This window comes from Cellulomonas marina (assembly GCF_900111925.1).
In the GTDB taxonomy this organism is placed as follows: Bacteria; Actinomycetota; Actinomycetes; order Actinomycetales; family Cellulomonadaceae; genus Cellulomonas; species Cellulomonas marina.
Window position 1 is genome coordinate 1 of sequence record NZ_FOKA01000002.1, and the last position, 24,037, is coordinate 24,037.

Here is a 24,037-nt window from a genome sequence, read left to right on the forward strand (position 1 = left end):
GTCGGTGGTCACGGGGTGTGGCCTCTCGGTGGTGCGGTCGGGAGGGGTTCGGGAGGTCTGCTGCGCGAGCGGTGCCGCGGGCAGGCCGTCGATCGGGGGCGCGGTCGGGGGGACGGCGCGGGTGGTCCGGCGGCGTGGGTGGACGGGCGGTGCGGGTGGACGGGCGGTGCGGGTGGACGGGCGGTGCGGGTGGACGGGCGGTGCGGTCAGCCGGCGGCGCGGTGCGCCGGCGCGCCGTGGCGCGGGGCGGCGCGGGGGCCGTCGGCGTCGGGCAGCGCCGGCCCGGGGGCCGTGCGCGGCGCGGGCCCGGTGGACCCGCGCACGATGAGCTCGGGCTGGAAGAGCAGCTCCGTGCGCGCGGCGCTGCTGCGGTTGATCTCGGCGACGAGCGCGCTCACCGCCGCGTGGCCCATGGCCTGCACGGGCTGGCGGACGGTCGTGAGGGGCGGGTCGGTGTAGGCGACGAGGGGTGAGTCGTCGAACCCGACGACCGACACGTCGCCCGGCACCTGCAGGCCCATCGACCGTGCCGCCCGCACGGCGCCCAGCGCCATGAGGTCCGAGCTGCACACGACCGCCGTGTGCCCGCTCGCGAAGAGCTGCTGGGCCGCCGCCTGGCCGCCCTCGACCGTGTACAGCGTCGAGACGACGTGCGGCTCCCCGTCCTCGACGCCCAGGTGCTCCGCGAGGTTGCGCAGGAACGCGGCGCGCTTGCGCTGGGCCGGCAGGAACCGCCCCGGACCGATGGCGAGCCCGATGGACCGGTGGCCCATCTGGACGAGGTGGCGCACGGCCAGGTCGATCGCGGCCGCGTCGTCCGTGGACACCGTCGGCGCGGCGATGCCGTGCGCCGCGCCGTTGACGAACACCACGGGCATGTTGCGGTGCAGCAGGCGTTCGTAGCGCTCCGTCGAGGCGGTGGTGTCCGCGTGCAGCCCGGACACGAAGACGATGCCCGCGACCCCGTGCTCGAGGAGCACGTCGACGTACTGGTCCTCCGTCGTGCTGCCGGGGGACTGGGTGCACAGCAGGGGCGTGTACCCGCGCTCGGTCAGCATCGTCTCGATGACCTGCGCGAACGCCGGGAACACCGGGTTGCTCAGCTCCGGCACGATGAGCCCGACCAGGCCGACGGAGCGCGACCGCAGCTTCTCGGGGCGCTCGTAGCCGAGCACGTCGAGCGCGGCGAGCACCGCCTGGCGGGCCTGGGTCGACACGCCGTGCTTGCCGTTGAGCACGCGGGACACGGTGGCCGTGCTCACGCCGGCGAGCTCGGCGAGGTCGGCCATGCGCGTGCGCTCGGGCAGGGAGGGGGGTTCCACCAGACCTCCTCGTCGTGATGGTGGTGACGTCACGTGCTGCGGTGGTCGCAAGCGGTTTGCACGCTTTGCGTCCGCGTTTCGGCACACGGTATCGGCGGGTGCGCAGGCGCTGCAACGATCCGCGCCCGCGCGCCGCCCGGCGCCGCCCCGGTCGTGGGGCTCGGACGGTGCGCCCCGCGCGCCCGCGAGACGCGGATGTCGGCCAGGTCACAGTTCTGCAACGGAGTGAGAACGGCTTGCTGTCCGTGAAAAAGGATTGCTACGGTGCGGGGGTCGCAGCGACGCGCGCCTCCGAGGACGGACCGGCACTCGTCGCCAGCCCATTAAACGACGGAGGAACACCAACATGCGCAGGATCACTTCGACCGTGGCGATGATGGCGGGCGTCACGCTGCTCGCCGCCGCCTGCAGCGGCGGGGGCGGCAGCACGTCGGCGGAGGAGTCCCCCTCCTCCTCGGCCGCCGCCGAGCCCTCCGCCTCCGAGAGCGCCCCGCCGGTCCGCGGCGACGAGGAGCTCGTCATCTGGACCGACGCGCTCAAGCTCGACGCGGTGCGCGCGGTCGCGGACCAGTTCGCCGAGGACAACGGCATCACCGTCGGCGTGCAGGCCATCGTCAACACCCGCACGGACTTCATCACCGCCAACGCGGCGGGCAACGGCCCCGACGTCGTCGTCGGCGCGCACGACTGGATCGGCCAGCTCGTGCAGAACGGCGCGATCGACCCGCTGCAGCTCTCGGCGGCGGACCTCGGCGGCTACGCCGAGAACGCGATCCAGGCGGTCACCTACGACGGCCAGATCTACGGCCTGCCCTACGGCGTCGAGGCGCTGGGCCTGTACTGCAACAAGGCGTACGCGCCCGACACCTATGCGAGCCTCGACGACGTCATCGCCGCCGGCCAGGCCGCCGTGGACGCCGGCCAGGTCGAGACCTCGCTCAACGTCGCCCAGGGCGACGTCGGCGACGCGTACCACATGCAGCCGATCCTCACCTCGATGGGCGGGTACCTGTTCGGCCAGAACCCGGACGGCACCTACAACCCCGAGGACCTCGGCCTCGCGAGCCCCGGCGGCCTCGCCGCGGCGCAGAAGATCTTCGACCTCGGCGAGCAGGGCTCGAACGTCCTGCGCCGGTCGATCAGCGGTGACAACAGCATCGCGCTGTTCGCCGAGGGCCGCGCCGCCTGCCTCATCTCGGGCCCGTGGGCCCTGGCCGACGTCCGCGAGGGCCTCGGCGAGGACGGCTACACGCTGCAGCCCATCCCCGGCTTCGCCGGCCAGCAGCCCGCGCAGCCGTTCCTCGGCGCCCAGGCGTTCTACGTCGCGGCCAACGGCCAGAACAAGACCTTCGCGCAGGAGTTCGTCACGAACGGCGTCAACAACGCCGAGGGCATGACGACGATGTACGAGCTGGCCAACCTGCCCCCGGCGCTGACCGAGGTGCGCCAGTCCATCGCGGCGGACAACCCCGACTTCGAGGTGTTCGCGCAGGCGGCCGACAACGGCAACCCGATGCCCGCCGTGCCGGCCATGGCCGAGGTGTGGGCCCCGCTCGGCCAGGCCTACTCGGCCATCATCGGCGGCGCCGACCCGGCGTCGACGATGCAGCAGGCCCAGGACACCATCGCCGCGGCGATCGCCGCGTCCTGAACCGACGGGGCCCCGGGGACCGGCACGACCGGTCCCCGGGGCGCCCGTCGTCCCCGGGTGGCGCGTCGTCGCCCCCGTCGTCGTCCCCCGTCGTCGTCCTCGTCGTCGTCCTCGCCGTCCCCGCCTGTCAGCGCCGATTCCCGGAGCCCGCCGTGACCATCGCCCCCGACAAGACCGTCTCCCCGCCGCCGGACCGGTCCCGGCCCCGACCCACGTGGACGGCCACCGCTACGTCCGGCGTGCTGCCGCTCGTCGTCAAGATCGTCCTGCTCGGCCTCGCCGCCGCGCTCGCGGTGTCCGTGACGCCCGCGCTCGTGCGGTCCGGCTCCTGGGTGTTCCTCGGCGGCGTGTGGGCCATCGTCGTCGTCCTCCTCGCCGTGTACGCCACGAAGCGCGCCGTCCCGCTGAAGTACCTGGTCCCCGGCACGCTGTTCCTCGTCGTCTTCGTCGTCTACCCCATCCTCATGACGGCGCAGCTCTCGGCGACGAACTACGGCGACGGCACCCGCAACACCAAGGAGGCCACGGTCGCCCGCATCATCGGCGCGTCCGCGGTGCAGGTGCCCGACGCGCCCAGCTACACGCTCGCGGTGGGCACCACGGGGTCCGTGGACACGGGCCCGTTCACGTTCTTCCTCGTCGACGAGGCCACGGGCGACGCCTACGCCGGCGACGACGAGGGCCTGACCCCGCTGGACGCCGACGAGGTGACGATCACCGACGGCACGGTCACCGAGGCGCCGGGGTACACGCTGCTCACGCGCAGCGAGATCAACGACGCGGGCCAGGCCGGCGGCGAGCTCGAGGGCTTCACGGTGCCCGCGGGTGACAACAGCGTGATCCGGCAGCAGGGCTTCTCCGCGATCGAGCTGACGTCACCCCTCGTCTACGACGAGGCGACGGACACGATCACGAACACCGAGACGGGCGTGGAGTACACCCCGCAGCGCAACCAGAACGGCGACCGGTCCTACTTCACCGCCGAGGACGGCACGCGTCTGTCGGACCAGTCGTGGGGCGAGAACGTCGGGTTCGCCAACTACGTGCGGGCCTTCACCGACCCGGCGATCTCCCGCGACTTCGTCGGCATCCTCGTCTGGACGCTGGTCTTCGCGGTGGGGTCCGTCGGGTCCACCTTCGCGCTCGGCCTGTTCCTGGCCACCGTCCTCAACGACCCGCGCATGCGGTTCCAGCGGCTGTACCGCTCGCTCCTGCTGCTGCCCTACGCGATCCCCGGCTTCATCTCGCTGCTCATCTGGTCCGGGTTCTGGAACCGCGACTTCGGCCTCGTCAACGACCTGCTGGGGCTCGACGTCAACTGGTTCGGCGACACGACCCTGGCCCGGATCGCGATCCTGCTGACGAACCTCTGGATGGGCTTCCCGTACATGTTCCTCGTGTGCACGGGCGCGCTGCAGTCGATCCCGTCGGACCTCAAGGAGGCCGCGTCCCTCGACGGCGCCAACGGGTTCACCCAGTTCCGCAAGGTGATCCTGCCGCTGCTGCTCGTGGCCGTGGCCCCGCTGCTCGTCGCGTCGTTCGCGTTCAACTTCAACAACTTCAACGCGATCCAGCTGCTCACGGAGGGCGGGCCCTTCAGCCCCGAGAACCCGACCGCGGGCGGCACCGACATCCTCATCAGCTACACCTACCGGCTCGCCTTCGGCACGGCCGCGCAGCAGATCGGCTTCGCCTCGGCGATCTCCGTGCTGCTCTTCATCCTGACCGGTCTGCTGGCCGCGGCCCAGTTCCGCGCCACCCGCTCCCTCGAGGACGTGAACTGATGAGCACCGTCGCCCCCGCCACCGGCACGGCCGGTGCCGCCACGTCCACCCGTCGCCCCGGCCGGGGCGGGGACGGCGTCGACCCGTCCCGCGCGGCGGTGCGCCGCCGGCGCTGGTGGAAGGAGGTCGGCTGGCGCCACGTCGTCGGCATCATCGCCGTCGTGTACGCGCTGGTCCCGGTCGTGTACCTGCTCTCGGCGTCGGTGAACCCCATCGGCTCGGTCGTGTCCACGGACCTGTTCCCGACCCGCGTCAGCCTCGGCAACTACGCCGACCTGTTCAACAACCCCAGCCGCCCCTTCGCCCGGTGGTTCCTCAACACCCTCGTCATCGCGGTCGTGGTGGTGGTGGCCCAGCTCTTCGCGAGCTCCCTGGCGGCCTACGCGTTCTCGCGCTTCCGGTTCACCGGGCGGCGCGGCGGGCTGCTCACGCTGCTGCTCATCCAGCTCTTCCCGCAGTTCCTCGCGGCGGTCGCGCTGTACCAGATGTTCACGGGCATCGGGGAGGTGGCGCCCGCGATCGGCCTGGACACCCTGCCGGGCTACATCCTCGTGATGATGGGCGGCGCGCTGGGGCAGGTGTGGCTCATCAAGGGCTTCTTCGACTCCATCCCCGTCGAGCTCGACGAGGCCGCGAAGATCGACGGGGCCGGGCACGCCCAGGTGTTCTTCCAGGTGATCCTGCCGCTCGTGCGCCCGATCCTCGCCACCACGGGCCTGCTCGTCTTCGTCGGGGTGTTCGGGGAGTTCATCCTCGCGTCCATCTTCCTGCGGGAGACCGAGATCAAGACCGTCGCCGTGGGCCTGTACGGCGTGCTCGACGCCGACCGGTCCAACAACCTCGGGTGGTTCGCCGCCGCGTCGGTGATCGTGTCCATCCCCGTGGTGCTGCTGTTCCAGTACCTGCAGAAGTACATCGTCGGGGGCATCACGGCGGGCGCCGTCAAGGGATGAGCGGGATGAGCGAGTCCCACCCCCTCGGTCACCGCGCCCGCCCGCTGCTCCAGCCGCACCACGACGGGTCCCCGCTCTACGCGGGGACGGACGCACCGGGCCCGGGGGACACCGTCTCCGTGCGGGTCCGCGTGCCGTCCGTCCCCGGCGCCGACGCGCGCGACGCCCGCGTCGTGCTGCGCTGGGTCCGGGACGGCGAGCCCGTGCTGCGCGAGGCGGTCCGGGACGGCGACGACGACGCCGGCGCCTGGTTCACCGCGGACCTCGAGGTGAGCAACCCCGTCACCTCCTACCGGTTCGTCCTCGTCGAGGGCGGCCGGTACCGGGTGCTCAACGCGGAGGGCCTGCACGCGCGCGACGTCTCCGACGCGGGCGACTTCCTCGCCTCCTCGCACGCCGGCCCGCCCGGCTGGGTCGCCGACCAGGTCGCCTACCAGGTGTTCCCCGACCGGTTCGCACGCTCGGGCGTGCAGCGGCCGCTGCCGGACTGGGCGCTGCCCGCCGGCTGGGACGACCCGGTGGTGCACCGCGGGCCGGACACGCCCCGCCAGGTGTACGGCGGCGACCTCGACGGGGTCGCCGCCCACCTGGACCACGTGGCCGACCTCGGGGCGACGCTGCTGTACCTCACGCCCGTCTTCGAGGGCCGCTCCAACCACCGCTACGACGCGCGGACCTTCGACCGCGTGGACCCGCTGCTGGGGGGCGACGAGGCGCTGGTGCGCCTCGTGCAAGCCGCGCACGCGCGGGGCATCCGGGTCGTCGGCGACCTCACCCTCAACCACACGGGCGACGACCACGACTGGTTCCGCGCCGCGCAGGCCGACGCGGGCGCACCCGAGGCCGGGTACTACACGTTCCACGAGCACCCGCACCGGTATGCCTCGTGGCTCGGCGTGCCGAGCCTGCCCAAGCTCGACCACCGGGCGCCGGCCCTGCGGCGGGCGCTGTACGAGGGGCCGGGCTCCGTCGTCGACCGGTGGCTGCGCGCGGGCCTCGACGGCTGGCGGATCGACGTGGCGAACATGACGGGGCGCCTCGGCGCGACGGACCTGGCGCACGACGTCGCGCGGGCCGTGCGCGGCACCATGGCGCCCGACCGGTGGCTGCTGGCCGAGCACGGGCACGACGCCGCGCCCGACCTCGCCGGGGACGGCTGGCACGGGACCATGGACTACGCCGCCTTCACGCGGCCGGTCTGGACGTGGCTCAACGGCGGGGGGCCGCAGGGCCCCGGGCTGCCGCACGGCCTGGAGTACCTCGGGATCCCCGTGCCGGTGCCGGTGCTGCCGGCGACCGCGGCGGTGGCGACCCTGCGGGAGGTGCGCGCCCGCGCGCCCTGGCGTGCCTGGACGTCCTCGACCCTGCACCTCGACTCGCACGACACGCCGCGGTTCCGCACGGTGGCCGGCGGCGGCACCCACGGGGGCGTCGACCGCGAGGGGCACGGGCGGGCCCGGCACCTCGTCGGGCTCGCGCTGCAGATGACGCTGCCCGGCGTGCCGAGCATCTTCGCCGGCGACGAGCTCGGGCTCACCGGCACGGACGGCGAGCACTCCCGCACCCCGTTCCCGTGGGACCGGCGCGGCACGTGGGACGACGAGAGCCTCGACGCCTACCGCACCTGGGTCGACACCCGTCGGGCGCACGTGGCGCTGCGCCGCGGGGGCCTGCGGTTCGTCGACGTGGGGGAGGACCACCTCACGTTCCTGCGCGAGCACGCGGACGGCACGGTGCTCGTGCACGCCGCGCGGGCGCCGCACGGGCCTGTGGTGCTGCCGGCGGCGGCGCTCGGCGTCGCCGGCGCGGCCGCGCTCGAGCCCCTGACCCCGGGGACCGGGGCGGCGGCCGACGTCGGCGCCGGCCTCGTCGTGCTGCCCGCGGACGGTCCCGCCGCCCACGCCTGGCGCCTGCCCTGACGGCCGGGCGGTCCCCGCTCGTTACCCTGGCCCCGTGACCGCCCTCGACGACGCCCGTGCGCCGCGGACGCCCGGGGCCCTGGTGGCCGGTGACGGGTACGACGACGCCGACCGCGAGCGGTGGGTGCCCGAGGGGTCCAAGAACGCCGAGCGCAGCGCCTTCGAGCGCGACCGCGCCCGGCTCGTGCACTCCAGCGCGCTGCGCCGGCTCGGGGCCAAGACGCAGGTGCTGGGCCCGTCCTCCGACGACTTCGTGCGCACCCGGCTGACGCACACCCTCGAGGTCGCGCAGGTGGGGCGCGAGATCGGCAAGGCCCTCGGCTGCGACCCGGACGTCGTCGACACCGCCTGCCTCGCGCACGACCTCGGCCACCCGCCGTTCGGGCACAACGGCGAGCGCGCGCTCGCGGCGCTGGCCCGCGGTATCGGGGGCTTCGAGGGCAACGCGCAGACCCTGCGGCTGCTCACGCGCCTCGAGCCGAAGGTCGCCCGGCCCGACGGCACCTCGGTCGGCCTGAACCTCACGCGCGCGAGCCTCGACGCGTCGGTGAAGTACCCGTGGCGGTTCGGGCAGGGGCCGCTGAGCCCGGCCAGCGGCCGCCCCACGCACAAGTTCGGCGTCTACGAGGACGACCTCCCCGTCTTCGACTGGCTCCGGGCCGGTGCGCCCGCGGGCCGCAAGTGCCTCGAGGCCCAGGTCATGGACCTCGCCGACGACGTGTCCTACTCCGTGCACGACGTGGAGGACGCCGTCGTCGGGGGACGCGTGGACCTCGTCGTGCTCGAGCAGCGCGAGGAGCGCGACCGCGTCGTCGAGGCCGTGCACACCTGGTACGGCGACGCGGTCGACGCCGCCGGGCTGCACGCCGCGATGGACCGGCTCGTCGCCGCGCGGCTCTGGCGCCCCGGCTTCGACGGGTCCCGCGGGGCGCTCGCGGTCCTCAAGGACGCGACGAGCCAGCTCATCGGCCGGTTCGCCAAGGCCGCGCAGGCCGCCACCCGCCAGCGGCACGGGCCGGGCCCGCTCACGCGCTACGCGGCCGACCTCGTCGTCCCGGTGGAGACCGTCGCCGAGATCCTCGTGCTCAAGGGCCTGGCGGTCGCCTACGTCATGGCCCCGCGCGAGCTCGAGCCGCTCTACCAGCGCCAGCGCGACCTGCTCGCCGACCTCGTGCTCGTGCTCTCGGACCGGGCGCCCGACGCCCTGGAGCCGCCCTTCGCGGCGGACTGGCGCGAGGCGGCCGACGACACCGCGCGGCTGCGCGTCGTCGTCGACCAGGTCGCGTCGCTGACGGACGTCTCGGCGGTGGCGCTGCACCGCCGGCTCGTACGGCCGACGGGCGCTGCACAGGTGGTGTGACCGCCGCCGTCGAGGGGTCCGGCCGCGCCTAGACTGCGCCCGTGGCGGGGCGCATCGTGCGGGAGGACGTGGACGCGGTCCGCGAGCGCGCCCGCATCGAGGAGGTCGTCGGCGCCCACGTCGGGCTGCGGCCCGCCGGCGTCGGGTCCCTCAAGGGCCTGTGCCCCTTCCACGACGAGCGCACGCCGTCCTTCCACGTCCGCCCGCAGGTGGGCCGCTACCACTGCTTCGGCTGCGGCGAAGGCGGAGACGTCATCGACTTCGTGCAGAAGGTCGACGGGCTCGGCTTCACGGAGGCGGTCGAGCACCTCGCGGGGCGCGCGGGCGTGCAGCTGCGGTACGAGGAGGGCGGCGCCGCCCGTCCCGGGGAGGAGCCCGGCCGCCGCCGCCGCCTCCTGGACGCGCACCAGGTGGCCGAGCAGTACTACCGCGAGCAGCTCGCGGCGCCCGGGGCGACGGCCGCGCGGCAGTTCCTGGCGGAGCGCGGGTTCGACCGCGCGGCGGCCGAGACCTTCGGCGTCGGCTACGCACCAGCGGGGTGGGACCACCTGCTGCGGCACCTGCGGGGACGCGGCTTCACCGAGCCGGAGCTCGAGGCCTCCGGGCTGGTGAGCCAGGGGCAGCGCGGCGTCTACGACCGGTTCCGCGGGCGCCTGGTGTGGCCGATCCGCGAGGTCACGGGCGACACCGTCGGGTTCGGCGCCCGGCGCCTGCTCGACGAGGACACGGGCCCCAAGTACCTCAACACCCCCGAGACGCCGATCTACCGCAAGTCGCACGTGCTGTACGGCCTCGACCTGGCCAAGCGCGCGATCGCGCAGGACAAGCGCGTGGTCGTCGTCGAGGGCTACACCGACGTCATGGCCATGCACCTGTCCGGGGTGCCGGGCGCCGTGGCCACCTGCGGGACGGCGTTCGGGTCGGACCACGCCCGGATCCTGCGGCGCCTGCTGGGCGACGTGGGCTCCACCGCGGGCCTGCAGCTCACCGGCGGGCGGTCGCTCGGCGGGGAGGTCGTCTTCACCTTCGACGGCGACGCCGCCGGCCAGAAGGCCGCGCTGCGCGCCTTCGCGGAGGACCAGACGTTCTCCATGCAGACCTTCGTGTCCGTCGAGCCGCACGGGTACGACCCGTGCGACCTGCGCCAGCGGCAGGGGCCCGACGCCGTGCGGGCCCTCGTCGAGCAGCGGCAGCCGCTCTTCGAGTTCGTCGTGCGCTCGACGCTGCGGGCGTTCGACCTGCGGACGCCGGAGGGCCGCGTCAACGCCCTGCGCGCGGCGGCGCCGGCCGTCGCGAGCATCCGGGACGGCGCCCTGCGCCCGGAGTACGTGCGGCTGCTCACGGGCTGGCTCGGCATGGAGGACGAGGAGACCGTGCGACGCGCGGTGCAGGCCGTGGCGCGGCAGGGCGCGGGCGTGGCGGGGCGCGGTCAGGCGGGGCGCGGCGAGGCCGGCGGCCGGGCGGGCGGGCGCGGGCGGGGCGACGAGGGCGCCGGCCCGGGGGCGGACGCCGAGCGCCGGCCCGTCGCCGTCGCGCGCATGCCCGCACCCGACCGCCGCGACCCCGTCACGCAGGTGGAGCGGACGGCCCTGGAGGTCGTGCTGCAGCTCCCGGAGCTGGTGCCGGTCGAGTTCGACGACCTGGGGGAGTCCGCCTTCGAGGCCCCCGCCCACCGTGCCGTGCACGCGGCGGTGCGTGCCGCGGGCGGCGTCGCGGCGGGCCGCGCGCTGGCCGAGGCCGCGCAGGGGACCGCCGCGGGCTGGGTCCAGCGCGTGCTGGAGGAGGCGGCCCTGCCGGTGCAGCCGCTGGTGACCGAGCTCGCCGTGGCCCCGATCCCCGAGGACCGGCCCGACATGCTGGGCGCGTACGCGCGCGGTCTCGTGCTCAGCCTCGTCGACCTCGGCTACACGCGGCACATCGCCGACCTCAAGGGCCGGCTGCAGCGCATGGACCCCGCCCGCGAGCCCGACCTCTACCGCGACACGTTCGCCGAGCTCGTCGCCACCGAGACGCAGCGCATCACCCTGCGCCAGAGCGCCTGAGGGCCCCCTCCCAGGGCGAGGGTCACCGCCGGGTCAGCCGGGTCGGCGCCGGGTCGGCGCCGGGTCGGCGCCGGGTCAGCGCAGGGCGACGAGAGCGGCCGGGTCGTCGGCGGGCAGCCCGTCGAGCGCCACCGCGGAGACCGTCATCGACCGCAGGCGCACGTCGCCGCCGTAGGTCGACAGGAACGCCGTGTCGGTGGCGTCCCGGCCGGTGGCGATCCGGACCAGGGACGGCCGGGGTGCCAGGCGCGTGGCGTCCAGGACGTGCCAGGCGCCGTCGACGTACGCCTCGGCCACCGCGTGGAAGTCCATGGGCTTGAGGCCGGGCGCGTAGACCGAGGCGACCCGGGCCGGCACGTCCCGCGCCCGCAGCATCGCCACGACGAGGTGCGCGAAGTCGCGGCAGACGCCCCGGCGGGCCAGGAGCGTGTCGGTGGCGCCGTCGGTCGGGCCGCTGGAGCCCGACAGGTAGGTCACGTGCCGGGCGACCCAGGCGACGGCCGCGTCGAGCAGCTCCCGCCCGCGCAGGCCCGCGAACTGGTCGTCGGCGAAGGCCAGCAGCCGGTCGGAGTCCGCGTAGCGGCTGGGCCGCCGGTACTCCTCGAGGTCGAGGTCCTCGACGGCCGGCTCGTCGGCCTGCCCCGTGACGAGGGCGGTGTAATCGACGACCACCCGGCCGACGGGGGCGTCCACCCGGTGCAGGCGGCCGCCGTGCGGGGCCTTGATCTCGCGCGCGTCGAGCGGGCCCTCGTCGGTGCCGACCGTCAGCAGCTCCTGGCGGTCCCAGGCGCCGTCGGCCACGGCGACCGCCAGGACGAGCTCCGCCGGCGACCGCACGTCGAGCACGAGGTGCGAGGAGACGGAGCGTCGCACGGTCGGTTCCTTCCCCGGCCGCGGCGGCCGGACCAGACAGGGGAGGCGGGCGGGGGTGCCCACCAGCGGGGACGGACGGCGGCGTCCAGCCGTGCCCATCGGCGGGCGGCGGCGGAAATGTACACCGCGCGGGACGGCGCTGCGTGCGACGATGCGGCGCATGCCAGCGGACCCGGGTCTCGTCGTCGGGCCGTCGCTCGTCGTGCCGCGGGCGGAGCTGTCCTGGCGGTTCTCGCGGTCGTCCGGGCCGGGCGGCCAGGGCGTCAACACGGCGGACTCGCGGGCGGCGCTGTCGTGGGACCTCGTCGGGTCCGCGGTGCTGTCGCCCGGGCAGCGGGAACGCCTCGTCGCCCACCTGGGGACCCGGCTCGTCGAGGGCGTGCTCACGGTGACGGCGTCGGAGCACCGCGAGCAGCTGCGCAACCGGGCGGCGGCGGAGGTGCGGCTCGTGGCCCTCGTCGCCGCGGGCCTGGCGCCGCCGGCCCGGCCGCGCCGTCCCACGCGCCCGACACGCGGTTCCGTCGAGCGGCGCCTCACCGCCAAGCGGCGGCGGTCCGAGACGAAGCGGTCGCGGTCGGGCCGCGACGGCGGCTGACCGCCGAGGTCGTGCGGTCGCCCTGCCGGTCGCCCTGCCGCCGCCGGAGCCGTCGCGGCGTCGCCGTCCTGGACGCCGAGAGCCCCCGTCCGCCGGAGCGGAGGGGGCTCTCGGGTGCTGCTCCCTCGACTGGACTCGAACCAGTAACCGTCCGATTAACAGTCGGATGCTCTGCCAATTGAGCTACGAGGGAACGTGGCGCGCGCAGAACTGTAGCAGCCCTGCGGGGGCAGCCTCGCACCACGTCCGGTCGGCAGACCCGTGGGCGGACCCGCCGACCAGCGCCGGGACCTGCACGCCGGGCGTCAGCGGGGCAGGCCGGCGGCGTCGAGGACGGCCTCACGGGCCGCGTGCACCGCGGCGGCGACGCGCTCGTCGGACAGGTCCGGCGGGACGTCGGAGAGGAGCTGGGTCGTCAGGGACTCGTCGGCCGCGCGGCGCAGCGCCACGCGCGTGCCGGCCGGTGCGGGGGTACCGACGGGCAGCCAGTGCACGAGGGACCGCTGCACGCGCTCCCGCACCGTCTGCGCGAACGTCCAGGAGGCGCGGGAGTCGACGAGGGGCAGCGTCGTGGCGGTCCCGTCGACCCAGCGCACGGTGAGCGCACCCGTCCCGTCCGACGAGGCCGTGACGACGTCCGTCCAGGGCCGGTCGACCCGGACCTCGGGGACGTCGGCCGGGCCGCCCCCGTCCTCGGTGCCGTCCCGTGCGCCGTCGTCCAGCACGACGAGGCGCGCGTGGGTCGTCACGGCCCAGCCGTGGCCGTCGGCCAGGCGGACGGACGCGAGCACGCGGTCCGGCAGCCCCCCGGTCGCGGGCGTGACGGCCGTCAGGTGGCGTCGCCAGGCGCGCGGCAGGGTCTCGTTCCGGGCGTCGGTCCGGGCGTCGGTCCGGGCGCCGGTCGCGCGGCGCGGGCGCAGGGGGGAGGGCACGCCCGTCACCCTACGCACGCCGACGGCGCCGGCCCCGGGACCCGTGGGTCCGGTGCCGGCGCCGCCGGGGGCCGCACAGGAGCCGTCCTCAGAAGCGGAACTCCTCCGTGCGGGCGTGCAGCTCCGCCGACATGCGCGACAGGCCCTGGACGGACCCGCCGACCTGCTCGGCGACCTGCGAGCTCGTGCCCGCCGCGCCCGCGACCACGGAGATCGTCGAGGCGATCTCGCTCGACCGCTGCGCGGCCTCCGCCACGCCCCGCGACATCTCCGAGGTGGTCGCGGTCTGCTCCTCGACCGCCGAGGCGATCGTCATCTGGTAGTCGTTGATGGACGCAATGATCTGCGCGATCTGGCCGATGGCGCTCACCGCGCCCTGCGTGTCGGACTGGATCGCGTCCACACGGCGGGCGATGTCCTCCGTGGCCTTCGCCGTCTGGCCGGCCAGCTCCTTGACCTCGCCGGCCACGACCGCGAAGCCCTTGCCGGCCTCGCCGGCGCGCGCCGCCTCGATGGTGGCGTTGAGGGCCAGGAGGTTGGTCTGCTCGGCGATCTGCGTGATGGTCCGGACGACCTCGCCGATCTCCTGGCTGGAGACCCCGAGGCGCGCGACCTGGTCGTTCGTCGTGGCGGCGACCTCCGTCGCCTGGGTGGCGACCTTCGCGGCGGCCGCGGCGTTCTGCGCGATCTCGCGGATGGAGCTGCCCATCTGCTCGGCACCCGCGGCGACGACCGCGACGTTGCGCGACACCTCCTCCGCGGCGGCCGAGAGCTCCTCGGTGCGCACGCTGGTGTCCGCCGAGCTCGTCGCCACGCGCCGGGCGGCCTCGTCGAGCCCGCCGGTCGCGTCGGCGACCGACCCGGCGGCCACGGACACGCCCTGGAGCGTGTCGCGCAGGCGGGCCCGCACGTCGTTGAGCGTGGCGGCCATGCGGCCGAGCTCGTCGGCCGCGTGCACCTCGGCGGCCACGGTGAGGTCGCCCTCGGCGATGGCGTGCAGGGCGGTCTCCACGCCGCTCACGGACCGGCGGACCGAGCGTGCCACGGCGAGCCCGAGCGCCAGCGTCAGCGCGATGGTGCCCGTGATGCCGACGACGATCAGCGTCTGCACGCTGCGCGCGGTGGTCTGGGCGTCGGCCGCGGTCCCCGCCGCCCAGGCGTCGCCGCCCGCAGCCAGCGCGTCCAGCTCGTCCACGTAGGCGCTCTTGAGGGGTTCCGTGACGTCCGCCAGCACCTGCTCGTACGTCGCGGCATCACCCGACAGCGCCGCCGGGACGAGCTCCGCGTCACGGGCCTCCCGCCAGAGGGCGAAGGCCTCGAGGAACTCCTCCCAGTGCGGCAGCGGCGCCGTCGTGTCGACGAAGGTCTGCACGTCGGCGATCGCCGCGTCGAGCTCGGCGTCGTTCTCGACGAGCTCGGCCTGCCAGTGCTCGACCTCGTCCGGGCTGGCCACCGCGGCGAGCTGCGCGACGATCATGCGGGACTTGAGCTGGTTCTGGTGGATGGTCTGCGTCGGCCTCAGGACGTCGGTCTGCACCTGCGCCAGGTCCTGCGTCTGCCCGGAGACCGTGCCCAGCGCGGCGTAGGCGGCCGTGCCGAGACCGAGCCCGGCGGCGCAGAACACGCCGACGAGGCCGAGCAGCTTGGAGCGGACGGACAGGTCCGCGAACGGGCGGCGGCGGGGCGTCCCGGAGGTGACGGTGGTGGTGCGGCTCATGGTGCTCCTGTGCGCGAGGGCGGCAGACCGGGGGCGGCTGATGCGCACGGGTGCTCGTGCGACTCGTCCTGTCGTTCGGCAGCGGGTGCCGCGCGGTGAGCGGTCGCCCCCGGCTGGTAGCGTCCGTGACCCGAACGGGGCAGTAGCTCAGCCGGTCAGAGCAGCGGACTCATAATCCGTGGGTCGTGGGTTCAAGCCCCACCTGCCCCACCGATCGCCCGGCGGTGGCGGGGGAGTCGGCCCCGCGCCGTGCAGGGCGGCGGCGACGCCCCTCAGGAGACGTCGGGCAGCGGCAGGCCCAGGCCGAGGCGGACTGCGTTCTCCGGCATGCCCGTGGCCCGCGCCACCTGGAGGACGAGGGTCTCGATGAGGTCCCAGTGCGCCGGTCGGGCGGGCGTGGTGCCCTCCGCGGCGGCGCCCACCCACCGGTGCGCGACGCGCGCGTGCCGACGCTCGACGGCCGCGTGCCCGTGCGGCCGTCGCCGACCGTGCTCGTCCGTGGAGCCGGTGAGCTGCTCGTCGGGCCCCGGAGACGCGGTGTTGATGTGCTCGGCCAGGGCCCGGGCGTGGTGCTCGCTGCCCAGGCCCCAGCACTCGCCCGTGCGCACCGCGCCCGTGCGGAGGTCGACCTCCTCGTGGACGACGCCCCAGTCGAGCGTCATGCCGCCCGCGTCCAGCACGGGCTCGTGGTCCTCGCGGCCGGGTGCGCCCGCGCAGGGCCGGTGCTCGACCTCGGCGGGGTGCGGCGTGCTCCGCCGGTACCCGTCCTCGTGCAGGGTCGTCGTCATGGTGACCGTCCCCCTCTCTCACGCCGCATCCGTGCGGCATGTCACCTCATCGGTCGCGGGCCTGCCGTCCTTGACACTTGCGGCGGGACCACGTGCCCGGTGGACCCCGCTCTCGTCCGGTCGGCCCCGCTCGAGGGGGAGGAGACACCACCGCAGCGGGTGATACCACGGGTGGTCGACACGACCGGCGCCTGCCACGTCCGCGCCGGTGAGAGGCGTGCGACCCTCGACCGGTCACCCGGACGGCCCAGCCGCGGGGGGTTGCGTCCGCTTCCGTCCGGGGCGGGGGATCTTGCCGCGATGTCCGCCTTTCCGGCATAGTTCGTGCCGTCAGCGACAAGGGCAAACCCACCGCGAGGTGGGGACGCAGAGCCACGGGGCCCCACGGGTCAGCCGAGCCGCCGAACGACAGGAGAGCTCCCATGAGCACCGCCACCACGTCCCTCGCCGAGCTCCAGGCCGCCCAGGGCGCGCTCCTCACGCCGGGCGAGGTCGCCAGCCTCTTCCGCGTGGACCCCAAGACGGTCACGCGCTGGGCCCAGGCCGGCAAGATCTCCGCGGTCCGCACCCTCGGCGGCCACCGCCGGTTCCACGAGGCGGAGATCCGCCAGCTCCTCCAGGGCGTCCCGCAGCAGGCCGCCTCCGCCGACTGAGCCCCGGGAACCCGAGCTCGCCGCGCACCCGCCCGCCGGCCACGACGCCGGCGTGCGGGTCCGCGCGTGGGAGGATCGGGGCATGGCCATGCGTGACATCCGTGTCGTCCCCGACCCCGTGCTCCGCACCCCCTGCGAGCCGATCCGCGAGGTCGACGAGCGGGTCCGAGCCCTGGTCGAGGACCTGCTCGAGACCGTCGACACCGAGGGACGCGCGGGGCTGGCGGCCAACCAGATCGGCGTCTCGCTGCGCGCGTTCTCCTGGAACATCGACGACGAGGTCGGGTACGTCCTCAACCCGACGATCGTCGAGCTGAGCGAGGACGAGTACCAGGACGGCGAGGAGGGCTGCCTCTCGGTGCCCGGCCTGTGGTACCCGACCCACCGGGCCTGGTACGCCCGGGTCGAGGGCACGGACCTCGACGGTCGGCCGGTCGTCGTCGAGGGCACCGAGCTGATGGCCCGGTGCCTGCAGCACGAGGTGGACCACCTCGACGGGAAGCTCTACCTCGACCGGCTCGAGCGGTCCGTCCGCAAGAAGGCCATGCGCGCGCTGCGCGACCAGCTGTAGGGGTGGCGCGCGGGGGCCGGGGTCGTGCATCCTGTCCCCGGCGCACCGCGCGCCACCGCCGGGCACGCCGTCCCGGCCCGTCGTACCGAGGTCGTTGGGGAAGACGCATCTCGGACCGACAGGAGGACGGCATGGCAGGCTCGATCACGCGCGGTGTTCTTTTCGTGCACTCCGCGCCCCGCGCGCTGTGCCCCCACGTCGAGTGGGCGGCCGGCAACGTGCTGGGCGTGCGCGTCGCGCTGGACTGGACCCCGCAGCCGGCGGGCCCCGGTCTGCACCGCAGCGAGCTCTCGTGGCAGGGCCCGCAAGGCACCGGGGCGCGCCTGACGTCCGCGCTGCGCGGCTGGGCGCACCTGCGCTACGAGGTGACCGAGGAGCCCAGCCCCGGCGCCGACGGGTCGCGCTGGAGCCACACGCCGGAGCTCGGCATCTTCCACGCCGCCACGGACGTGCACGGCAACGTCGTCGTGCCCGAGGACCGGGTGCGTGCGGCGCTCGAGCACGCGGCCGACCCGCAGCGGCTGCGCGCCGAGCTCGACCTGGCGCTCGGCCAGGCGTGGGACGACGAGCTCGAGCCCTTCCGTTACGCCGGCGCCGGCGCCCCCGTCCGCTGGCTGCACCGCGTGGGCTGAGCGGGCGCGCCGAGCCGCCGCGCTGAGCGGGGGCTCCGAGCCGCTCGGTCGCTCAGCGGCGTCGCGGGCGGCCCCGGGCGGCCAGCGCCGCGAGGGCGACGACCACGGCGACGGCCGCGGAGCCCGCGGCGACGTACTTGTCGCCGTACCAGAGCGGCTCGTACATCGCGGGCAGCGGGCCGATGGCGGGCACCCGCACGTAGACGCTCGCGACGAGGGCGACGACCGACGCGGCCGCCACGACGAGGAACGCCGTCCACGCGGCCCGGCTGCCGCGGCCCAGGACGGCCAGCACGACGACCGCGCAGACCGCCGCCTGGGCCGCGAACAGCCCGCTGAGCGTGAGCGCGCCGTCGGCCGTCGGCGGTGGCCGGTCGAGCGCGATGCGGAGGTGCACCCAGCCCGAGACCCCGAGGGCCAGGGCGCCGAGGACGCGTAGGACCACCCCCGTCCGCGCGCCCGGCGGCCGCCCGCCGGCACGGCCGGGCGCGCCCCCGCGGCCCCTCTCGCGCACCGCGACCCCGCCCTCAGGAGACCGTGAACGTCTTGGTCATCGGCGGGTGCGGGTCGCACGTGTACGTGTACTCGCCCGGCTCGAAGGTCACCTGCCAGGTCGTGTCCTCGGTGCCCTCGACGGACGTCGTCTCGTCGACGCCGGCGCCCGTCAGGTGGAAGTTGTGGATCGTCGTGGCGTCCTCGACCCGGACGGTGTACTCGCCGGCCGGGAGCGTGGTCACCTCGGTGCCCGCCTCGTCGGTGAGCAGGATCTCGAAGGCGTCCGGGTCCTCTGCGGTCCCGAGGGTGGCGACGAGCACCGTGCCCTCCACCGCGGGCCCCGGGGTGCCCGCGGCCTCCTCCTCGGCACCACCGCAGGCGGCAGTGACGAGCAGCACCACGGCGGCACCGGCCAGCAGGGACCTCCTCCTCATGGGAGCACCCTCCGATCTGTTGAGGGAACAACCATTGCTGACACGAGGCCTCGCCCGCAAGCACCGGGCGGGCACGGGCGCGCCCTCGGCTCTCAGGCCGCGGCCACGTCCGCGCCGTTCGCGGACGGGAGGACGGGCGTCAGACGGTCGTGACGACGAGGGCGACGTTGTGGCCGCCGAAGCCGAAGGAGTTGTTCACCGCCGCCAGGTCGCCGTCGCCGAGCGGCCGCGGCGTGTCCCGCACGAGGTCGAGGACGAGCTCGGGGTCCGGGTCCTCGACGTTGATCGTCGGGGGCGCCAGGCGGTGGTGCAGCGCCAGCACGGTGAAGATCGTCTCGAGGGCGCCGGCGCCACCCAGCAGGTGCCCGGTCATGGACTTCGTCGCGGACAGGGCGACGTGGTCGGCGTCGTCGCCCAGCACGCCGCGGATCGAGCGGGCCTCGATGAGGTCGCCGACCACCGTGGACGTCGCGTGGGCGTTGACGTGCCGCACGTCCGCGGCGGCGACGCCCGACTCGGCCAGCGCCGCGCGCATCGCGCGGACCTGCCCGTCCCCGGACGGCTCGGGGGAGGTGATGTGGTACCCGTCGGCCGACAGGCCGACCCCGGCGATGCGGGCGTACACCCGCGCGCCCCGGGCGGCGGCGTGCTCGGCGGACTCCAGCACGACGACGCCCGACCCCTCGCCGACGACGAACCCGTCCCGGGCCGTGTCGTAGGGCCGCGAGGCGTGCGCGGGGTCGTCGTTGCGCAGCGACAGGGTCCGCGAGGCGGCGAAGGCCGCGATCGGCATGGGGTGGATGGTCGCCTCGGTGCCGCCCGCGACGACGACGTCCGCGCGGCCCGAGCGGATCATGTCGACGCCGTAGCCGATGGCCTCGGCACCGGAGGCGCAGGCGGAGACCAGGGCGTGCGCCCCGGCGCGCGCCCCGAGCTCGAGCGACACGAACGCCGACGGAGAGTTGGGCATGAGCATGGGGACGGTCATCGGCAGGACGCGACGCGCACCCTTGCTCTGCAGGGTGTCCCAGGCGTCCAGCGTCGTCCAGATGCCGCCGATACCGGAGGAGACGACCGCCCCGAGCCGGAGCGGGTCCACGTCGGGGCTGCCGGCATCGGCCCACGCCTCGCGCGCCGCGATGACCGCGTACTGCGCCGAGGGGTCCATGCGCTTGGTCTCGGGCCGCGACAGCGCCTCCGTCGGCGGGACCTTGATCGTCGCCGCGAAGCGGACGGGGATCTCGTACCGGTCGGCCCAGTCGTTCTCCAGCGTCCGGGCGCCGGACTCACCCGCGAGGGCGGCGGCCCACGTGCTCGCCACGTCCCCGCCGAGCGGGGTGGTCGCGCCGAGTCCGGTGACGACGACGTCGCGGGCGGGGCTCATGGGGTCCTCCTGGCAGCGGTGGGCGGTGGGGCGGGGTCCTGCCGGCGCCCCGGCCGGCCGGTGGGGGCCGGACCGGGGCCCGCGGGTGTCAGGACTGGGCGCCGGAGATGTAGGTGACGGCGTCGCCGACGGTCGTGAGGTTCTTGACCTCGTCGTCCGGGATGGTGACGTCGAACTTCTCCTCGGCGAGGGTGACGATGGTCATCATCGACAGCGAGTCGATGTCCAGGTCGTCGGTGAAGGACTTCTCGGGCAGGACGGAGTCCGCGGGAAGGCCGGTCTCCTCGGCGACGATCTCGGCCAGTCCGGCCAGGATCTCCTGCTCGCTGTACGCCATCGGTCTCTCCTCGTGTCGGTGGTGCGGTCGGTGCTGCGGGGTGGTGCTGCAGGTGGTGCGGCAGTGGTCCGGCTCGCTCGTGCTGGCTCCCTGCCGCCCGGGCTGCCGCGGTGCTGCTGCGGCCGTGCGGGCCCGGGTCTACCACACGGGGGTGGTCCGGCCCGGGACGCGACCGGTGGTGGTCAGGGCAGGACGACGACCTGGGCGGCGTAGACGAGGCCCGCGCCGAAGCCGATCTGCAGGGCCAGGGCGCCCGGCGCCACCTGCCCCTCGCGGCGCAGCCGCTCGGCGGCCAGGGGGATCGAGGCGGCCGACGTGTTGCCGGTGTCGGCGATGTCGCGGCCGACGACGACGTGCTCGGGCAGCTTGAGCTGCTTGACGAGCTGGTCGATGATCCGCATGTTCGCCTGGTGCGGGATGAACGCGTCGAGGTCCTCGGCGGTCACCCCGGCGGCGTCGAGCGCCTTCTGCGCGACGGGCGCCATCTGCCAGACGGCCCACTTGAAGACCGACGGGCCCTCCTGCCGCAGCGTGGGCCAGCCGGCGTCCGCGTCGCGCACGTCGAGCCAGGAGTGCGTCTGGCGGATGGCCCTGGCCTGCCCGCCGTCCGAGCCCCACACCGTCGGGCCGATGCCCGGCGTGTCCGAGGGCCCGACGACGACCGCGCCGGCGCCGTCGCCGAGGAGGAACGAGATCGACCGGTCCGTCGGGTCGACGAAGTCGCTCATCTTCTCCGCGCCGACGACGAGCACGTGCCGGGCGGCGCCGGACCGGACGAGCGCGTCCGCCTGGCCGATGCCGTAGCAGTACCCGGCGCACGCGGCCGAGATGTCGAAGGCGGCGGCGGGGGTGGCGCCGATGCGGTCGGCGAGCACCGCGGCGCCGGCCGGGGTCTGGTGGAACCACGTCACCGTGGACAGGATGACGGCGTCGACGTCCGAGGCCTCGAGGCCGGCGTCGGCCAGCGCGGCACGGGCGGCACCCTCGGCGAGGTCGATGACGTCGGTCCCCGCGCCGGCGCGACGGCGGGTGACGATGCCCGTGCGCTGGCGGATCCACTCGTCCGAGGAGTCGATCGGCCCCGCGATGTCGTCGTTGGTGACCGTGCTCTCCCCGCGCACGCCGCCGAGCCCGAGGATCCGGGAGGCGGCGGGTGTGGAGGCCTGGGCCAGGGTGGGACGGGTCACTGCTCGAGCCTCTCGGTGGGGTCCGTGGCGGCGCCCCCGGCGTGCGCCGCGACGAGGGCGCGTGCGGCGTCGAGCCCGTCGGGCGACTTCAGCGCCAGGGTCTCGACCCCGGGCAGCGTACGCCGGGCCAGACCCGTGAGCACCCCGCCCGGCGCGAGCTCCAGCACGGCGGTGACGCCCAGCGCGAGCAGCCCCTCCTGGCACAGGTCCCACCGCACCGGCCGCGCGACCTGCCCGACGATCCGGGCGAGGGCGTCGGTGCCGGTGCCCACCGCGGTGCCGTCCGCGTTCGACAGCAGGGTCACCACCGGCATGCCGGGCACGAGGCGGCCGGCGGCCGCCGCCAGCTCCGCCACCGCGGGCTCCATGTGGGACGTGTGGAAGGCCCCGGCGACCTGCAGGGCGACGACGCGCGCCTTCGCGGGTGGGTCGGAGGCGAGCGCGGCCAGCGCGTCGAGGGTGCCCGCGGCGACGACCTGCCCGCCGCCGTTGACGTTGGCGGCCACGAGGCCGTGCCGGGCCAGCGCGGCCAGGACCTCCTGGGGGTCCCCGCCGAGCACGGCGGACATGCCGGTGGGCGCCGCGGCGGCGGCGCGCGCCATCGCGTCCCCGCGCACGGCGACGAGGCGCAGCGCCTCGGCCTCGGTGAGCACCCCGGTGATCGCGGCGGCCGCCAGCTCGCCGACGGAGTGCCCGGCGACGAGGTCCGCCGCGGCGGGCACCGCCGGGGCGAGGGGCTCGTCGGGCGCCAGGTCGAGGACGGCCCGCAGGCTGGCCAGCGCGGAGGCGACGAGCAGCGGCTGCGCCACGGCGGTGTCGCGGATGGTCGCGGCGTCCGACGTCGTGCCGTGCGCGCGCAGGTCGAGGCCGGTGACCTCGGAGGCGGCGTCCACGGCCGCCGCGACCGCCGGCAGCTCGAGCCACGGGGCGAGCATGCCGGGGGACTGGGCACCCTGACCGGGGCAGAGGAGGGCGAGCACCTCCTCAGCCTGCCGTCAGCGCCGGGGGCCGCCGGGTCACGGCGGGCACCAACTCTTCCGGGTGACGTTGTCCTACCTCTACAACGGCCGCGGGAGCGCCCGACCGGTAGGGGCGGTGCCGTCGCCCTGCCGGACGGGTGCGCGGGTCAGGCCGACGGGACCCGGGCCGTCGCGTCGCCGAGGCGGCCGACGGCGAGCGCGGTCTGCAGGACGTAGGACTCGCGCGCGTCGAGCGGGTCCCAGCCCGTCGTCTCGGCGACCCGCCGCAGCCGGTACCGCACGGTGTTGGGGTGCACGTACAGGGTGCGGGCCGCCGCCTCGAGCGACCGCCCGGCGCCGAGGTACGCGGCCAGGGTCTCCAGGAGCGCCCCGGTGTGGGCGGCCAGCGGTGCGTAGGCCTGCCGGACGAGCGCGGCGCGGGCCTCGAGGTCCCCGACGAGCACACGTTCGGGGAGCAGCTCGTCGGCCGCGACGGGCCGGGGCGCGCCGTCCCACGCGGCGACCGCGGCCAGCCCCGCCATCGCCGCGCGCGCCGACCGCGGGTAGTCGGCCAGCTCGGTGACGGCGGGCCCGACGACGACCGGCCCCGGCCCGAACCGCGGCAGCAGCGACCGCGCGCCGGCCTGCAGGTCGCCCGTGCCGCCGAGGAACACGACGAGCCGGTCGCCGTGGATCCCGACGAGCGCGTCGTCGGCGGCCCGGCGCGTGGCCCGCCGGAGCTCGGCGGCGCGGACCCCGTCCAGCGGCCAGGCGGTCGTGCCCACGACGACGAGCGCGGCGCCGCGGGCGCGCCAGCCCAGGGCCCCGAGCCGGGAGCGCAGGGAGTCGTCGACGTCCCCGCGCACGAGGGAGTCCACGACGAGCGCCTCCAGCCGCGCGTCCCACGCCCCGCGGACCTCCGCGGCCCGGGCGTAGACCTCGGCGGCGGAGAAGGCGACCTCGCGGGAGTAGCGCAGCACGGCCTCGCGCAGCGCGCGCTCCTCGCCCGGGGCGGCGAGCTGGTCGGAGTGCGTCTCGACGACGTCGACGACGACGCGCACGAGCTGCAGGGTGTGCTGCAGGGAGATGGACCGCGTCAGCTCGGGCGGGGCGGTCGCGAAGATCTCGCCGACGCCCTGCGGCGGGCGGGAGGGGTCGGCGAACCACGTGACGAACGCCGTGATGCCGGCCTGCGCGACGAGGCCGACCCACGAGCGGTCGTCCGCCGGGAGCTGGCGGTACCAGTCGAGGTCGGCGTCCAGGCGGCGCAGCGCGGCGGCCGCCAGCAGCCCGGCGCCGTCCCGCACGCGCCGCTGAGTCTCGGTGCCCGGGGTGGTGGGCCCGTCGTCGACCGCGGCCGCGACCCGGCCGGCTGCGGAGGTCATGGCGCGAGCATAGGGGGAGGGTTGTGGGGAGTCGACAAACCTGCGGCCGGGTGGACGGCCCTGC

The 24,037-nt window shown here is 75.5% G+C and carries 22 protein-coding genes, 2 tRNA genes and 1 riboswitch; of the genes, 11 read left to right on the forward strand and 13 right to left on the reverse strand.

The window, feature by feature from the left end; translation table 11 throughout:
• Window positions 1–206: 206 nt before the first annotated feature.
• Complete coding sequence (locus BM048_RS02510) at window positions 207–1,289, reverse strand: LacI family DNA-binding transcriptional regulator (protein ID WP_090030939.1); 1,083 nt, start codon at window positions 1,287–1,289, stop codon at window positions 207–209.
• 379 nt (window positions 1,290–1,668) lie between these two features.
• Between BM048_RS02510 and BM048_RS02515 the strand changes: the two genes are divergently transcribed.
• The 6 genes from BM048_RS02515 to dnaG all read left to right on the forward strand — a co-directional run bounded on the left by BM048_RS02515 (window position 1,669) and on the right by dnaG (window position 11,031).
• On the forward strand, window positions 1,669–2,973 hold the full coding sequence (locus BM048_RS02515) for a sugar ABC transporter substrate-binding protein (protein WP_090030563.1): 1,305 nt from the start codon (window positions 1,669–1,671) through the stop codon (window positions 2,971–2,973).
• Window positions 2,974–3,125: 152 nt separating this feature from the next.
• On the forward strand, window positions 3,126–4,757 hold the full coding sequence (locus BM048_RS02520) for an ABC transporter permease subunit (protein ID WP_239078572.1): 1,632 nt from the start codon (window positions 3,126–3,128) through the stop codon (window positions 4,755–4,757).
• Window positions 4,757–5,710 carry a sugar ABC transporter permease gene (locus BM048_RS02525; protein ID WP_090030565.1) on the forward strand — a complete coding sequence of 318 codons (954 nt, stop codon included), beginning with the start codon at window positions 4,757–4,759 and terminating at the stop codon, window positions 5,708–5,710. Before BM048_RS02520 ends, BM048_RS02525 begins: the two co-directional genes overlap by 1 nt.
• Before the next feature lie 5 nt (window positions 5,711–5,715).
• Entirely contained in the window at window positions 5,716–7,629 is a 1,914-nt protein-coding gene (locus BM048_RS02530; RefSeq protein ID WP_090030567.1) for a glycoside hydrolase family 13 protein, read from the forward strand.
• Between the two features lie 79 nt (window positions 7,630–7,708).
• Window positions 7,709–8,989, forward strand: coding sequence for a deoxyguanosinetriphosphate triphosphohydrolase (locus tag BM048_RS02535; RefSeq protein WP_090030941.1), 1,281 nt, complete (start codon window positions 7,709–7,711; stop codon window positions 8,987–8,989).
• 41 nt (window positions 8,990–9,030) lie between these two features.
• Window positions 9,031–11,031, forward strand: a complete 2,001-nt coding sequence (gene dnaG, locus BM048_RS02540; RefSeq protein WP_090030569.1) for a DNA primase — start codon at window positions 9,031–9,033, stop codon at window positions 11,029–11,031.
• Window positions 11,032–11,106: 75 nt separating this feature from the next.
• Here dnaG and BM048_RS02545 read toward each other — a convergent pair whose 3' ends face one another.
• Entirely contained in the window at window positions 11,107–11,904 is a 798-nt protein-coding gene (locus tag BM048_RS02545) for a transglutaminase-like domain-containing protein (RefSeq protein WP_090030571.1), read from the reverse strand.
• A 160-nt stretch (window positions 11,905–12,064) separates the two neighbouring features.
• On the opposite strand from BM048_RS02545, the gene arfB reads away from it, so the two are divergent.
• The gene (gene arfB / locus BM048_RS02550; protein WP_090030573.1) at window positions 12,065–12,499 is read left to right on the forward strand and encodes an alternative ribosome rescue aminoacyl-tRNA hydrolase ArfB; all 435 of its coding nucleotides are present in this window, start codon (window positions 12,065–12,067) and stop codon (window positions 12,497–12,499) included.
• A gap of 120 nt (window positions 12,500–12,619) precedes the next feature.
• Here the strand turns inward: arfB and BM048_RS02555 are convergent.
• The 3 genes from BM048_RS02555 to BM048_RS02565 all read right to left on the reverse strand — a co-directional run bounded on the left by BM048_RS02555 (window position 12,620) and on the right by BM048_RS02565 (window position 15,148).
• Window positions 12,620–12,692: transfer RNA gene (locus BM048_RS02555), tRNA-Asn, on the reverse strand.
• Window positions 12,693–12,804: 112 nt separating this feature from the next.
• Window positions 12,805–13,431 (reverse strand): hypothetical protein, encoded by a 627-nt coding sequence (locus BM048_RS02560; RefSeq protein WP_139224272.1) that lies wholly within the window; start codon window positions 13,429–13,431, stop codon window positions 12,805–12,807.
• Window positions 13,432–13,519: 88 nt separating this feature from the next.
• Entirely contained in the window at window positions 13,520–15,148 is a 1,629-nt protein-coding gene (locus tag BM048_RS02565; protein ID WP_090030576.1) for a methyl-accepting chemotaxis protein, read from the reverse strand.
• Between the two features lie 136 nt (window positions 15,149–15,284).
• Here BM048_RS02565 and BM048_RS02570 point away from each other — a divergent pair.
• Window positions 15,285–15,358, forward strand: a tRNA-Ile gene (locus BM048_RS02570).
• A gap of 62 nt (window positions 15,359–15,420) precedes the next feature.
• On the opposite strand, the gene BM048_RS02575 is transcribed toward BM048_RS02570, so the two are convergent.
• Complete coding sequence (locus BM048_RS02575; RefSeq protein WP_090030578.1) at window positions 15,421–15,936, reverse strand: hypothetical protein; 516 nt, start codon at window positions 15,934–15,936, stop codon at window positions 15,421–15,423.
• Between the two features lie 331 nt (window positions 15,937–16,267).
• Window positions 16,268–16,342: riboswitch (cyclic di-GMP riboswitch) on the forward strand.
• A 16-nt stretch (window positions 16,343–16,358) separates the two neighbouring features.
• Between BM048_RS02575 and BM048_RS02580 the strand changes: the two genes are divergently transcribed.
• From BM048_RS02580 to BM048_RS02590, 3 genes are all read left to right on the forward strand, one after another.
• Window positions 16,359–16,589 (forward strand): BldC family transcriptional regulator, encoded by a 231-nt coding sequence (locus BM048_RS02580; RefSeq protein ID WP_090030580.1) that lies wholly within the window; start codon window positions 16,359–16,361, stop codon window positions 16,587–16,589.
• Window positions 16,590–16,671: 82 nt separating this feature from the next.
• On the forward strand, window positions 16,672–17,160 hold the full coding sequence (def, locus tag BM048_RS02585; protein WP_090030582.1) for a peptide deformylase: 489 nt from the start codon (window positions 16,672–16,674) through the stop codon (window positions 17,158–17,160).
• A 131-nt stretch (window positions 17,161–17,291) separates the two neighbouring features.
• Entirely contained in the window at window positions 17,292–17,792 is a 501-nt protein-coding gene (locus BM048_RS02590) for a DUF3145 domain-containing protein (protein ID WP_090030584.1), read from the forward strand.
• 52 nt (window positions 17,793–17,844) lie between these two features.
• On the opposite strand, the gene BM048_RS02595 is transcribed toward BM048_RS02590, so the two are convergent.
• The 7 genes from BM048_RS02595 to BM048_RS02625 all read right to left on the reverse strand — a co-directional run bounded on the left by BM048_RS02595 (window position 17,845) and on the right by BM048_RS02625 (window position 23,973).
• Complete coding sequence (locus tag BM048_RS02595; RefSeq protein WP_090030586.1) at window positions 17,845–18,237, reverse strand: hypothetical protein; 393 nt, start codon at window positions 18,235–18,237, stop codon at window positions 17,845–17,847.
• An 82-nt stretch (window positions 18,238–18,319) separates the two neighbouring features.
• Entirely contained in the window at window positions 18,320–18,721 is a 402-nt protein-coding gene (locus BM048_RS02600) for a cupredoxin domain-containing protein (protein WP_139224273.1), read from the reverse strand.
• Window positions 18,722–18,860: 139 nt separating this feature from the next.
• Window positions 18,861–20,105 (reverse strand): beta-ketoacyl-[acyl-carrier-protein] synthase family protein, encoded by a 1,245-nt coding sequence (locus BM048_RS02605; protein WP_090030589.1) that lies wholly within the window; start codon window positions 20,103–20,105, stop codon window positions 18,861–18,863.
• An 88-nt stretch (window positions 20,106–20,193) separates the two neighbouring features.
• The gene (locus tag BM048_RS02610) at window positions 20,194–20,442 is read right to left on the reverse strand and encodes an acyl carrier protein (RefSeq protein WP_090030591.1); all 249 of its coding nucleotides are present in this window, start codon (window positions 20,440–20,442) and stop codon (window positions 20,194–20,196) included.
• 182 nt (window positions 20,443–20,624) lie between these two features.
• A complete protein-coding gene (locus tag BM048_RS02615) occupies window positions 20,625–21,629 on the reverse strand; it encodes a beta-ketoacyl-ACP synthase III (RefSeq protein ID WP_090030593.1) in 1,005 nt (334 codons plus the stop codon).
• A complete protein-coding gene (locus BM048_RS02620) occupies window positions 21,626–22,609 on the reverse strand; it encodes an ACP S-malonyltransferase (RefSeq protein ID WP_090030595.1) in 984 nt (327 codons plus the stop codon). Before BM048_RS02620 ends, BM048_RS02615 begins: the two co-directional genes overlap by 4 nt.
• Before the next feature lie 146 nt (window positions 22,610–22,755).
• The gene (locus BM048_RS02625; protein WP_090030596.1) at window positions 22,756–23,973 is read right to left on the reverse strand and encodes a PucR family transcriptional regulator; all 1,218 of its coding nucleotides are present in this window, start codon (window positions 23,971–23,973) and stop codon (window positions 22,756–22,758) included.
• Window positions 23,974–24,037: the final 64 nt, after the last annotated feature.